This window comes from Kaistia defluvii, assembly GCF_040548815.1.
In the GTDB taxonomy this organism is placed as follows: domain Bacteria; phylum Pseudomonadota; class Alphaproteobacteria; order Rhizobiales; family Kaistiaceae; genus Kaistia; species Kaistia defluvii_A.
The window spans coordinates 366,386-378,571 of sequence record NZ_JBEPSM010000003.1; the positions used below are offsets into that span (position 1 = coordinate 366,386).

Annotated in this window: 14 protein-coding genes; 11 read left to right on the plus strand and 3 right to left on the minus strand. The window is 67.2% G+C overall.

Features of this window, described 5'->3' with window-relative positions; translation table 11 throughout:
• Nucleotides 1–72 precede the first annotated feature (72 nt).
• The 10 genes from ABIE08_RS18570 (at nucleotide 73) to ccoS (ending at nucleotide 8,311) form a co-directional block, all read left to right on the plus strand.
• Nucleotides 73–531 carry an Lrp/AsnC family transcriptional regulator gene (locus ABIE08_RS18570; RefSeq protein WP_354553330.1) on the plus strand — a complete coding sequence of 153 codons (459 nt, stop codon included), beginning with the start codon at nucleotides 73–75 and terminating at the stop codon, nucleotides 529–531.
• Nucleotides 527–1,153, plus strand: a complete 627-nt coding sequence (locus tag ABIE08_RS18575; protein ID WP_354553613.1) for a LysE family translocator — start codon at nucleotides 527–529, stop codon at nucleotides 1,151–1,153. Before ABIE08_RS18570 ends, ABIE08_RS18575 begins: the two co-directional genes overlap by 5 nt.
• Nucleotides 1,154–1,334: 181 nt before the next feature.
• On the plus strand, nucleotides 1,335–2,993 hold the full coding sequence (gene ccoN, locus ABIE08_RS18580; protein ID WP_354553331.1) for a cytochrome-c oxidase, cbb3-type subunit I: 1,659 nt from the start codon (nucleotides 1,335–1,337) through the stop codon (nucleotides 2,991–2,993).
• A gap of 5 nt (nucleotides 2,994–2,998) precedes the next feature.
• Nucleotides 2,999–3,817 carry a cytochrome-c oxidase, cbb3-type subunit II gene (gene ccoO / locus ABIE08_RS18585; RefSeq protein WP_354553332.1) on the plus strand — a complete coding sequence of 273 codons (819 nt, stop codon included), beginning with the start codon at nucleotides 2,999–3,001 and terminating at the stop codon, nucleotides 3,815–3,817.
• Between the two features lie 5 nt (nucleotides 3,818–3,822).
• Nucleotides 3,823–3,993: a cbb3-type cytochrome c oxidase subunit 3 gene (locus ABIE08_RS18590; RefSeq protein WP_354553333.1), complete on the plus strand. Its 171-nt coding sequence runs from the start codon at nucleotides 3,823–3,825 to the stop codon at nucleotides 3,991–3,993.
• A complete protein-coding gene (gene ccoP, locus ABIE08_RS18595) occupies nucleotides 3,984–4,865 on the plus strand; it encodes a cytochrome-c oxidase, cbb3-type subunit III (protein WP_354553334.1) in 882 nt (293 codons plus the stop codon). Before ABIE08_RS18590 ends, ccoP begins: the two co-directional genes overlap by 10 nt.
• Nucleotides 4,862–5,077 (plus strand): hypothetical protein, encoded by a 216-nt coding sequence (locus tag ABIE08_RS18600; protein ID WP_354553335.1) that lies wholly within the window; start codon nucleotides 4,862–4,864, stop codon nucleotides 5,075–5,077. Before ccoP ends, ABIE08_RS18600 begins: the two co-directional genes overlap by 4 nt.
• A 14-nt stretch (nucleotides 5,078–5,091) precedes the next feature.
• Nucleotides 5,092–5,880 carry a DUF2189 domain-containing protein gene (locus ABIE08_RS18605; protein WP_354553336.1) on the plus strand — a complete coding sequence of 263 codons (789 nt, stop codon included), beginning with the start codon at nucleotides 5,092–5,094 and terminating at the stop codon, nucleotides 5,878–5,880.
• On the plus strand, nucleotides 5,877–8,159 hold the full coding sequence (locus ABIE08_RS18610) for a cation-translocating P-type ATPase (protein ID WP_354553337.1): 2,283 nt from the start codon (nucleotides 5,877–5,879) through the stop codon (nucleotides 8,157–8,159). The genes ABIE08_RS18605 and ABIE08_RS18610 overlap by 4 nt, the downstream gene beginning before the upstream one ends.
• Nucleotides 8,147–8,311, plus strand: a complete 165-nt coding sequence (gene ccoS / locus ABIE08_RS18615; protein WP_354553338.1) for a cbb3-type cytochrome oxidase assembly protein CcoS — start codon at nucleotides 8,147–8,149, stop codon at nucleotides 8,309–8,311. Before ABIE08_RS18610 ends, ccoS begins: the two co-directional genes overlap by 13 nt.
• Before the next feature lie 22 nt (nucleotides 8,312–8,333).
• On the opposite strand, the gene ABIE08_RS18620 is transcribed toward ccoS, so the two are convergent.
• On the minus strand, nucleotides 8,334–9,281 hold the full coding sequence (locus ABIE08_RS18620) for an AraC family transcriptional regulator (RefSeq protein WP_354553339.1): 948 nt from the start codon (nucleotides 9,279–9,281) through the stop codon (nucleotides 8,334–8,336).
• Between the two features lie 79 nt (nucleotides 9,282–9,360).
• Between ABIE08_RS18620 and ABIE08_RS18625 the strand changes: the two genes are divergently transcribed.
• Nucleotides 9,361–10,326, plus strand: coding sequence for an oxidoreductase (locus ABIE08_RS18625; protein ID WP_354553340.1), 966 nt, complete (start codon nucleotides 9,361–9,363; stop codon nucleotides 10,324–10,326).
• Between the two features lie 64 nt (nucleotides 10,327–10,390).
• Here ABIE08_RS18625 and arsH read toward each other — a convergent pair whose 3' ends face one another.
• Nucleotides 10,391–11,107 (minus strand): arsenical resistance protein ArsH, encoded by a 717-nt coding sequence (gene arsH / locus ABIE08_RS18630; protein WP_354553341.1) that lies wholly within the window; start codon nucleotides 11,105–11,107, stop codon nucleotides 10,391–10,393.
• Complete coding sequence (arsB, locus tag ABIE08_RS18635) at nucleotides 11,104–12,162, minus strand: ACR3 family arsenite efflux transporter (RefSeq protein WP_354553342.1); 1,059 nt, start codon at nucleotides 12,160–12,162, stop codon at nucleotides 11,104–11,106. Before arsB ends, arsH begins: the two co-directional genes overlap by 4 nt.
• Nucleotides 12,163–12,186: the final 24 nt, after the last annotated feature.

Genomic DNA, 12,186 nt, shown 5'->3' on the forward strand with positions numbered 1-12,186 from the left:
CCTCCCGTGGCGCGGTCCATAGCTTCGCATAATATGTTGACATAGAGTGCCGACTCAGACGATTTTGCGGTCATGGATGAAATAGACCGCAAAATATCAAATCTCCTCGCCGAAGACGCGCGCCGCTCGCTCGCCGATATCGGCGCCGTCGTGGGACTGTCGGCTTCCGCCGTGAATGAGCGGATCCGGCGCCTCGCGGCCAGCGGCGCGATCCGCAAGTTCACGGTCGACGCCGACCCCGCCGCCTTCGGCCGGCCTGTCCTGGCCTTTGTGTGGGTCGCGCTGGCCGCCGAGGCCGACGAGGCGGCGTTCCGGGCCTATGCCCGGTCGCAGCCGACGATTGCCGAATGCCACCATGTGACGGGACCCTGGTCCTATCTCGTGAAGGTGCATGTCGGCTCGCTCGCCGATCTCGAGGCCTTTCTTTCGGAGCTGAAGGCCGCCCGGTTCATCGCGCGCAGCGAAACGGTGATTGCGCTGTCCTCCGTCGTCGATGGACCTTTCGACCCGACGGAGGTCCCGCGTGATTGATCTCGCGCTGTTCGGCAAAAGCCTGCTGCTCGGTCTCGCGGTCGCCGCCCCGCTCGGCCCTATTGGCGCGCTCTGCATCAGCCGCACGCTCGAACGGGGCTTTTGGGCCGGCATGGCCGGCGGGCTCGGCACCGCGCTCGCCGATGGCTTCTATGCGAGCCTGGCGGCGCTCGGCTTTGCCGCTTTTTCCGCTATTTTGAGCGAGATCAGCGGCCCGATGCGCCTGGTCGGCGGCTTGTTTCTGATCTGGCTCGGCTGGAAGAGCCTGCAATCGAAATCGTCCCCGGGCGTTGCCAGTGTCGGGGCGAGGGATCTCCTCGGCACCTCGGTGGCGACCTTCGCGCTGACCCTCGCCAATCCGATGACGATCCTCTCCTTCGCAGCGATGTTCGCCGGGCTCGGCCTGGCGGAGGAAGGAGTGGACGCGCTGACCGTTGTGGTGGGCGTGTTTCTGGGCTCTCTCGCCTGGTGGATCGTGCTGAGTGGCTCGGTGGCACTCGCGCACCGGCGTCTGCCGGAAGGCTTCGCGCGCTGGGTCCGCTGGGCCTCCGGCGCGGTCCTCATCGCCTTCGGCCTGATGGCGCTGGGGAGCCTTCTCCTCGAGCGATTCCAGCAAGCCTAAGACCGCGAAATCGCAACGGGACCGCGATGAGGGGGGAGACGCCCGCCACGCCGTGCTTTTCGCGGCTCTCTTTGATCTAGAACAAATACGAACTCGCCGAATTCCGGGAAAGTCCTGCCGCACGCAACCTTTTCGCCAAGGCGGCGCAGCGGCTTTATTTCTGGAATTTGAGGGCTCGGATATGGTTGCGGGACTAAGCAGGGGCGATCGGCAGGTCGCACTCGCGATCTCGATTCTGGTCGCGCTTTGCGGCTTGGCGCTCGCCGCCATCGGCCGCGGCGATCCGATCGGGACCCATGGTTTCGTCATTCTGCTCTACGCCCTCGGCGTGAGCTTCTTCGTAATCGCCGGCTATTATGGGCCCGAGCCGGACAGCTCGCGGCTCTCGCGCTATTATGACGACCCGACCAAGGTCGGCATCGTGCTAGCCATGGCCTGGGCCGTGTTCGGCCTCGCCTTTGGCGTGTGGGTCGCGGCGCTGCTGGCCTGGCCGGACCTGACCTTTAACGCCGCCTGGGCAAGCTTCGGCCGCATCCGCCCGGTGCACACGACCAGCGTCATCTTCGGCTTTGGCGGCAACGCGCTGATCGCGACGTCCTTCCACGTGCTCCAGCGCACGACGCGGGCGCGCCTGCCGGACCAGATCAGCCCGTGGTTCGTGCTGCTCGGCTACAACCTGTTCTGCGTCATCGCGGTCAGCGGCTATTTCATCGGCATCACCCAGTCCAAGGAATATGCCGAACCGGAATGGTATGCCGACATCTGGCTCGTCATCGTCTGGGTCGTGTATTTCCTGATCTACATACGGACCCTGCAGCGGCGCAAGGAACCGCATATCTACGTCGCCAACTGGTACTACATGGCGTTCATCCTGGTCGTGGCGGTGCTGCACATCGTCAACAACCTCGCCGTGCCGGTCTCGTTGGGCCACGCCAAGAGCTATTCGCTGTTCTCCGGCGTGCAGGATGCGATGACCCAGTGGTGGTACGGCCACAATGCGGTGGCGTTCTTCCTGACCGCCGGCTTCCTCGGCATGATGTATTACTACCTCCCGAAACGCGCCGGCCGGCCGATCTTCTCCTACCGGCTGTCGATCATCAGCTTCTGGGGCATCACCTTCATGTATATGTGGGCGGGCTCGCATCACCTGCACTACACGGCCCTGCCGCAATGGGTGCAGACACTTGGCATGACCTTCTCGATCGTGCTGCTGGTGCCGTCCTGGGCCTCCGCCGGCAATGCGCTGGCGACGCTGAACGGCGCCTGGCACAAGGTGCGCGACGACGCCACGCTGCGCTTCATGATGGTCGCCGCCGTCTTCTACGGCCTCTCGACCTTCGAAGGCTCGTTCATGGCGATCCGCGCCGTCAATTCGCTCAGCCATTACACCGACTGGACCATCGGCCATGTCCATGCCGGCGCGCTCGGCTGGGTGGCGATGATCTCCTTCGGCTCGATCTACGCGCTGGTGCCGTGGATGTGGAAGCGCGAGCGCATGTATTCGCCCAGGCTGATCGAGTGGCACTTCTGGTTGGCGTTGGCGGGAACCGTCGTCTACGTCTTCGCGATGTGGAATTCGGGCATCATCCAGGGGCTGATGTGGCGGACCTACAATGAAAGCGGGACGCTCGCCTATTCCTTCGTCGATTCCTTGGTCGCGATGCATCCCTATTACATCGCCCGGGCCTTTGGCGGCCTGCTGTTCCTGATCGGCGCGATCCTCGGCTCCTACAACATCTGGATGACCATCCGTCAGCCCGGGACCGCGCTCGCCGCCAAGGCGGGGGAGGCGGACGAGCCGCACCTTGCGACCCAACCCGCCCTTCAGGCCGGAGAGTAGCCGACATGCCGAGTTTTCATCGCAAGCTCGAACGCAGTGCCATCGGCTTCGTGCTGGCCATCGTCGGCGTGTCGGCGATCGGCGGGTTCGTCGAGATCGCGCCGCTCTTCACCATCCACGAGACGGTCGAGAAGGCGCCGGATATGCGCGTCTACACGCCGCTCGAACTGGCGGGGCGCAACATCTATCTGCGCGAGGGCTGCTATGCCTGCCACTCGCAGATGATCCGCACCCTGCGCGACGAGGTCGAGCGCTACGGTCCTTATTCGCTGGCGGTCGAGTCGCAATACGACCATCCCATGCTCTGGGGCTCGAAGCGCACCGGGCCGGATCTGGCTCGTATCGGCGGCAAGTATTCCGACATGTGGCAGACGGCGCATCTGCGCAATCCGCGCGACGTCGTGCCCGAATCCGTCATGCCGAGATATGGCTGGCTGGAAGAGACGACGCTGCGCACCGACGATCTCGGCGATCACCTGCTGGCGATGAGCCGCGTCGGCGTGCCCTATACACAGGCGATGATCGACAACGCGCCCGCCGACGCCTACGGCCAGGCGGCGCCCGACACGGCCTTCGCGACCGGGGTCGGCGAGCGCTATGGCGCGGCGACGAACATCCGCGCCTTTGACGGCGATCCGTCGCGGCTGACGGAGATGGATGCGCTGGTCGCCTATCTGCAGATCCTGGGCAAGCTGACCGACGCCGCCTCGACCGAGGCCACGCTGCCCCCGACCGAAGCGCCGAACACCGAAGCGCCCAAGGAAGTCCCCAAGGCGGAAGCGACCAAGGCGGATGGATCGCCCGCCGTGGCAAGGGGAGGCTGAGCGCGATGGACTTCGACTATCAATCCGTCGTCGCCTTCTCCAAGAGCTGGGGCCTGTTCTACCTGATCGCGCTCTCCATCGGCGTGCTGGTCTACACCTTCTGGCCGCGGAACAAGAAGGGCTTCGACCAGGCGAAGAAGAGCATTCTCGACAAGGACGACAAGCCGTGGAACTAGGCAAGCGCGACCCCGTCACCGGACGGCTGACGACCGGGCACGAGTGGAACGGCATCGAGGAACTCGACTCGCCGATACCGCGCGTCGTTCTGTTCTTCCTCGCCGCCGGCATCCTGTTTTCGATCGTCTACTGGGTCCTGATGCCGGCCTGGCCGCTGGGCTGGACCTATACCAAGGGCTTGCTCGGGATCGACCAGCGCCAGATCGTGACCCGCGAAGTGGCCGATGCCGCCACCGCCCGCGCCGGCTGGACCGACCGCGTCGCGTCGATGGACTATGCCGCGATCGAGGCCGATGCGCCGCTGATGCAGTCGGTCCGCGACACCGGGCGGACGCTGTTCGTCGACAATTGCGCCGCCTGCCACAGCGTCGACGCGCGGGGCGGCCCCGGCTTCCCCAATCTTCGCGCCAAGAGCTGGCTCTGGGGCGGCACGCCGGAAGCGATCGCCGAGACCATCCGCGTCGGCATCAACTCGACCCATGGCGATACGCGCGTATCGCAGATGCTGGCTTTCGGACGCGATGGCATCCTCGATCGCAAGCAGGTGAGCGATGTCGTCGCCTATGTCCGCTCGCTGTCGGGAACGGCTCCGGTGGGACAACTCGATCCCGCCCGCGTCGCGGCGGGCAAGGAGGTCTTCGCCGCCAATTGCGTCGCCTGTCACGGCGAGGCCGGCAAGGGCAATCCCGAGGTGGGCGCGCCTGACCTGACCGATGCCGCCTGGATCTATGGCGCCGACGCCCAGTCGATCTTCAGCACGGTGCATGGCGGGCGGCAGGGACACATGCCGCATTGGGGCGAGCGACTGAGCCCGATCGACATGAAGATCCTGGCGCTCTACGTCCACACGCTGGAGGGGGACGCGAAATGAGCCTGGCTCCATCGCTGCCCGGGGCGCGGCCAAGGCGCCCCAACTGGAAGTGGATCTCGATCGCGATCGCCTCGATCGGCGTCGCCGTCCTGGTCGGCGCCAATGTGCATCTCGTCTATGTCGCGCTGCGCTCGCAGCCGGACTGCGTTCCGCATGCACGCGATGCGTCCGATCCCGGTGACGGCTTCCGTGCCGCCAAGTCGGCGTGCTGAGGCAGGAGACAATCATGGCCACGTCCACAAACGCATCCCCCGCCATCGAGCCGCCGCTGGTGCCGTCGCGCCGGCGCGATCTGGCGCCCAGCGCCGCGCTGGGCTGGCTCGCGGCCGGCTGGCGCGACCTGCTCGTCCGTCCGGCGACCAGCCTCGTCTACGGCCTCGCCGTCTTCGCGATCTCGGGCGTCGTGATCTGGAGCCTGTTTGCCCTCGGCCTTGATTACATCCTGTTTCCGGCGCTCGCCGGCTTCATGGTGGTCGGGCCGTTCGTCGCCATCGGTCTCTATGCCAAGAGCCGCGACATCGCAAAGCGCCGGCCGGTTTCCCTGGCGCGCATGATCCTGGTCAAGTCGGAATCCGGCGCCCAGGTCTGGTTCACGGGCGCCATCCTCTCCCTGCTCATGCTGGTCTGGATGCGCGCCGCGGTGCTCATCTATGCGCTGTTCTTCGGCCTGCGGCCTTTCCCGGGGCTCGAAAATGTCGCGACCATGCTGTTCACCACGCCGGTCGGTCTTGCGATGCTGCTGGTTGGAACGGTCGTCGGCGCGCTGTTCGCCGCGTTCTCCTTCGCCATCAGCACCTTCGCGATCCCGATGCTGCTCGACGAGAAGACCGATGCGTTCACGGCCATGGGCACCAGCATCTCGCTGGTCTGGAACAACCTGCCGGTGATGCTGGCCTGGGGCGCGATCGTGCTCGTCCTCTTCGCGCTCTGCGTGGCAACCGGCCTGCTCGGGCTGATCGTCGTGTTTCCGCTGCTCGGCCACGCGACCTGGCATAGCTACGAGGCGATGAAATGAGCTGCTGCGCTGGCGGGGCCGCCGACCTGGCTCGGACGGTCCATGCCTGCGCTTCCGACGAGGAACTGCGGCTCGCCAGCCGCGATCTCGGCGACGGGCTGCGCCAGGTCGATCTCGCCGTGCCGGACATGCATTGCGCCGATTGCATCCGCAAGGTCGAGCGCGGGCTCGCCGCGCTTCCAGGCGTCACCCAGGCCCGCGTCAATTTCTCGACGCGCCGCGCCAGCGTGAAGTGGCGCGGCGAGGTGCCGCCTCTGATCGAGACGCTGGCGGGGCTCGGCTATCCCTCGCATCTCTACGACGCGGCCGAGGCGGCGAGCGATCCCCAGCTCAACCAGCTGATCCGCGCGCTGGCCGTGGCCGGCTTTTCCTCGATGAACATCATGCTGCTGTCGGTGTCGGTCTGGTCGGGCGCCGAGCCGGAGACCCGGCAGGCGTTCCACTGGATTTCGGCCCTGCTTGCCCTGCCGGCGCTGTTCTATTCCGGGCTGGTCTTCTTCCGCTCTGCCTGGAGCGCGCTCCAGCACGGGCGCACCAACATGGACGTGCCGATCTCGATCGGCATCAGCCTCGCCTTCGGCATCAGCGTCTACGAGACGTTCCAGAACGGCGCGCACGCCTATTTCGACGCGGCGACCTCGCTGGTCTTCTTCCTGCTGATCGGCCGCACGCTCGACCACATGATGCGGGAGCGGGCGCGCCAGGCGGTCAGCGGGCTGGTACGCCTCGCGCCGCGCGGCGCCACCGTGCTTGGCGCCGACGGCAGCCGCGACTATCTGCCGGTCGCGGAAATCGAGCCGGGCATGACCCTGCTCGTCGCGGCGGGCGACCGCGTGCCGGTCGATGGCACCGTCGCTAGCGGCGCGTCGGAGCTGGATTGCTCGGTCGTGTCCGGCGAGAGCCTGCCGCAGCCGGTCGAGGCCGGGTCGGCGCTCAAGGCCGGCATGCTGAACCTGACCGGCGGGCTCGTCGTCACGGCGACCGCCCGGGCGCAGGATTCGTTCCTGGCCGAGATGGTCCGGCTGATGGAGGCGGCGGAAGGCGGCAAGGCGCGCTACCGGCGGCTCGCGGACCGCGCCTCGCAGCTCTATTCGCCGGTCGTCCATGCCACCGCCTTGCTGACCCTGGTCGGCTGGGTCGCCGCGACCGGCGACTGGCACCGCTCGATCACCATCGCCATTGCCGTCCTCATCATCACCTGTCCCTGCGCGCTCGGCCTGGCCGTCCCGATCGTCCAGGTGATGGCGGCCCGGCGGCTGTTCGAGAACGGCGTCATGGTCAAGGATGGCTCCGCCATGGAGCGCCTGGCCGAAATCGACACGGTCGCCTTCGACAAGACCGGCACCCTCACGCGAGGCAAGCTGCAACTCATCGATGCCGAACGGATCGAGCCGGCCCATGCGGCGATCGCCGCCGCCATGGCCGCGTCCTCGAACCATCCCGCCTCGCGCGCCATCGCGGCGCGGTTTGGCGGCGGCGATGTGGCCTTCGAACGGCTGAGCGAAATTCCCGGCCATGGCGTGGAGGCGGCGCTCTCCGGACGGACCTATCGGCTCGGCCGGGCCGAGTGGGCGCTGGACGAGCCCGGCGAGACCAGCGGCACCGTCCTGAGCGTCGATGGCCGTTGTCTCGCCGCCTTCGCTTTCACGGACGAACTGCGGCCCGATGCGCGCGCCGCGGTCCAGGCCTTGCGCCAGGCGGGCCTTCGCACGCTGATCCTTTCCGGCGACCGCATGGAGCCGGCTCAAGCGACCGCCGCCGAACTGGGTATCGACGACGTCACCGCGGCGGCGCTGCCCGCCGACAAGGTTGCCCGGGTCCGCGCGCTGGCGGCCGAGGGACGCAAGACGCTGATGGTGGGCGACGGGCTCAACGACGCGCCGGTCCTGACGGCCGCCCATGTTTCGATGGCGCCGGCGAGCGCCGCCGACATCGGCCGCAACGCCGCCGACTTCGTCTTCCTGCGCGACAGCCTGAAGGCCGTGCCGCTGGCCCATCGCGTGTCGATCGAGGCCGGGCGGCTCATCCGCCAGAACTTCGGCCTCGCCATCGCCTACAACCTGATCGCGCTTCCCGTCGCGATCGCCGGGTTCGTCACGCCGCTGATCGCGGCGCTGGCCATGTCGCTGTCGTCGATCCTCGTCGTCGCCAATGCGCTCCGCCTCAAGGTCGGCAGCGGCAAGGACGAGGCGGAAGCCCGGCCCGCCGTCCCGGCGCGGCGCCCGGAGGCGGAAGCACGCCGGCCCCCGGTCGCGCAGGGCCAGCCATGGACAGCCTGATCTTCCTGGTGCCGCTCGCGCTGCTGTTCGGCTCGGTCGCGCTCGTCGTCTTCCTCTGGTCGCTTCGCAGCGCTCAATATGACGACCTCGACGGCGCGGCCCAGCGCATCCTCCTGGATGATGACGACGAGGGGCCCGGAACCGGGCGCTGATCGCCGCTCAGCGCTGCGGGTTTTAAGCCATGTCGAGCCCCGGGGATGACGCGTTCTGCCGGTGATCACTGCGATAGCGCGCCGGCGAGGTGCGGTAGATGCGGCGAAAGCTGGCGCCGAAGGCGCTGTCGGAGCGGTAGCCGAGCGCCGCGCCGATGCTGGACACCGGCTCGTTCCCGCGCCGCAATCTGCCGGCCGCCAGCCGCATGCGCCAGCGTGTCAGATACTCCAGCGGGGCGACGCCGACACGCTGCTTGAACCGCGCGGCAAAGCTGGACCGGGACTGGCCGGCAAGGCGTGACAGCTCGGCCAGGGTCCAGTTGCGCTCCGGTTCGGAATGCACCGCCTGCAGGACGGGGGCAATGTGCCGGTCGGTCAGCCCGCCCAGCCAGCCGGCCGCGTCGGCGGCGCCCTGCGCCAGATGGGCGCGCAGCACGTGGACAAAGGCGAGGCGCAACAGGTCGTTGCACATCAGTTGGGCCCCGGGCGCGCCCGAATCCCATTCGCGATCGAGCTGGTCGAGCAGCCATGTGATCGGCGCCGCCGCACCTCCCTGGATCACCAGAATCGGCGGCAGCGCGCCGGAAAGCACTACGCCGTCAATGGTATCGAGCCGCACACTGCCGCCTAGAATGGCAAAATCGGCGCCATCCCCGAGTTTGGCGGCCATGCCAGAGTCTGTGAAGACGTCACGGGCCGCCTCCATCCGGGCGTCCGGCGTGCTGGCCAGGTCGAAGGGCGTGTGGGCGACGACGAAGCAATCGCCGGCCGCGAGTTGCACCGGTGTCTGGCCCTCGGCGAGCAGCCAGCAGGTGCCGCGACGCACCACGTTGAACTTGATGTTGGCGGGCGCCGAGAAGCGGACGCCCCATTCGCCGCCTGCCTGCAGGCTGATCGAGCAATGCGCCACGGCATGGATGGTGGTGAGAATCGCCGACAGGGCGTCGCCGGGCATGGTTTGGACGATCACGATATCATCTCGGACTTGGCTGTCTGGATTGTCCCTCGAGATAGGCGATATCTGGAGACCTTACCAGTGGAGACAAGACATGACCCAGCAACATCCGATCGGCTCGCCCTTTTCCGCTGCCAGCACGGCTGCCGACGTGATCCGCGGCATCGACCTGTCCGGCAAGAACGCCATCGTCACTGGCGGCCACTCCGGCCTTGGCATCGAAACGGTCCGCGCCCTGGCCGAGGCGGGTGCGCGGGTTCTCGTTCCGGCGCGCGACCCGGACCAGGCAAGAGCGGACCTGGCTGGGATCGCCAATGTCGAGGTCGATCCGATCGACCTGACGGATCCTGCGTCGATCGCGGCTTTTGGCGAGCATGTGGTGGCAGGCGGCCGGGCTCTCGACATGCTTATCAACAGCGCTGGCATCATGGCGGCGCCCCTGTGGCGCGATGCCGAGGGCCATGAGAGCCAGTTCGCCACCAACCATCTCGGCCATTTCCGGCTGACCGTGGCGCTGTGGCCCGCGCTGACCCGGAGCGGCGATGCCCGCGTCATCAGCGTGTCCTCGCGGGGCCACCAGATCGCGGGCGTGGATTTCGACGATATCGACTTCCTCTCGCGCCCCTATGACAAATGGGTGGCCTATGGCCAGTCCAAGACCGCCAATGCCCTTTTCGCCATGGCGCTGGACAAGCGTGGCAGGGAAAGCGGCGTGCGGGCCTTCTCCCTGCATCCCGGCCAGGTCCTGACCGGTCTGGCGCGGCATCTTTCGGAGGCGGAGATTGCCAGCTTCGACGCGCGGGATGAGCAGGGCAGGCTTCGGGTCGACCCCGCCCGCGGCATGAAGACGGTTCCCCAGGCGGCCGCGACGTCGGTATGGTCCGCCACCAGTCCGCTGCTGGCGGACCTTGGAGGTCTTTACCTGGAAGACTGTGACGTTGCCCCCATCCACACGGGCGAAGCCGGCCGCAAGGGCGTTGCCCCATGGGCCGCTGACCCCGACCTGGCCGAGCGGCTTTGGCGGGTTTCCGAGGCCATGACGGGTGTATCGATCGGCTGAAGCCAGGCGCTTTTGCCGTAGCATCGAGCGGCGTATGCAGCCTCATCAGCGGAAGCGGTTGCGGTCATCGCACGGCTGCGGCAAGCGAGAGGCGGGCTTCGAGGGCCTCGGCGGCCTCCTTGCGCTCGCTGTAGCGGTCGGTGAGGTAGGGCGAGACATCCCGCGTCAGCAGCGTGAACTTGACCAGCTCCTCCATCACGTCGACGACCCGGTCATAGTAGCTCGACGGCCGCATGCGCCCGGCCTCGTCGAACTCCTGGAACGCCTTGGCGACAGAAGACTGGTTCGGAATGGTGATCATGCGCATCCAGCGCCCGAGCACGCGGAGCTGGTTGACGGCATTGAACGATTGCGAGCCGCCCGACACCTGCATTACCGCGAGCGTCCGTCCCTGCGTTGGCCTCACGGCACCGACCGAAAGCGGGATCCAGTCGATCTGCGCCTTCATGACCGCGCTCATCGCGCCGTGGCGCTCGGGGCTGGTCCAGACCTGCCCCTCCGACCAGAGCGCCAGTTCGCGCAGTTCCTGGACCTTGGGGTGGTCGGCGGCCGTTGCGTCCGGCAGCGGCAGGCCGTGCGGATCGAACACCCGCGTTTCCGCGCCGAAATGCTGCAGCAGCCGTTCGGCCTCCAGGGTCAGGAAGCGGCTGTAGGAGCGCTCGCGCAGCGAGCCGTAGAGCAGCAGGATGCGTGGACGATGCGTCGAGGCCGTCTTCCGCAGCTTGTCCGATTCGGGAGCTTGGAGCAGGTCGGCGGCGACGTTGGGCAGTGCGGGAATCATGTCCGCGTCTCCTCAAGAGTGGGGCGGACAAGAGGGCCGCGCTCGTACCAGCCTTTGGACCGGTTCACGATCCACACCACGGAGAGCATGACCGGCACCTCGATCAGCACACCGACGACGGTTGCAAGCGCCGCGCCCGAGTGAAAGCCGAACAGGCTGATGGCGGCGGCGACGGCGAGCTCGAAGAAGTTGGACGCGCCGATCAGGGCGGAGGGGCCGGCGACGCAATGCGCTTCGCCCGTGACCCGGTTCAGGAGGTAGGCGAGGCCGGCGTTGAAATAGACCTGGATCAGGATCGGAACCGCGAGCAGGCCGATGATCAGGGGCTGCGCGATGATCTGTTCGCCCTGGAAGCCGAACAGCAGCACCAGCGTGGTGAGCAGCGCCACCAGTGAGACCGGACCCAGCCGTCGCAGGGCCTTCGCCAGCGCGGCTTGCCCGCCCGTGGCGATCAGCCGGCGACGGGCGATCTGGGCGAGCAGCACCGGTACGACGATGTAGAGCGCGACCGAGAGCAGAAGCGTGCCCCAGGGGACGGTGATGGCCGACAGTCCCAGCAGCAGGCCGACGATGGGCGCGAAAGCCACGACCATGATGGCGTCGTTGAGCGCCACCTGCGACAGGGTGAAGAGGGGCTCGCCCTTGGTTAGGTTTGACCAGACGAACACCATGGCGGTGCAGGGCGCGGCGGCGAGGATGATGAGGCCGGCGATGTAGCTGTCGATCTGGTCGGCCGGCAGCAGCGGGCGAAACAGCCAGCCGATGAACAGCCAGCCGAGCAGCGCCATGGAAAAGGGCTTGATGGCCCAGTTGATGAACAGGGTAACGCCGATGCCGCGCCAGTGTCGGCCGACCTGGCCGAGCGCCGAGAAGTCGATCCGCAGCAGCATGGGAATGACCATGAGCCAGATCAGGATGGCGACCGGCAGATTGACCTTTGCGATTTCGGCTGCGCCGATGGCCTGGAAGACACCCGGCATGACATGGCCGAGGGCGATGCCGGCGACGATGCAGAGGGCTACCCACAGGGTGAGATAGCGTTCGAAGATGGACACGGGCGGGCCTCTAGAAGCGTTCTC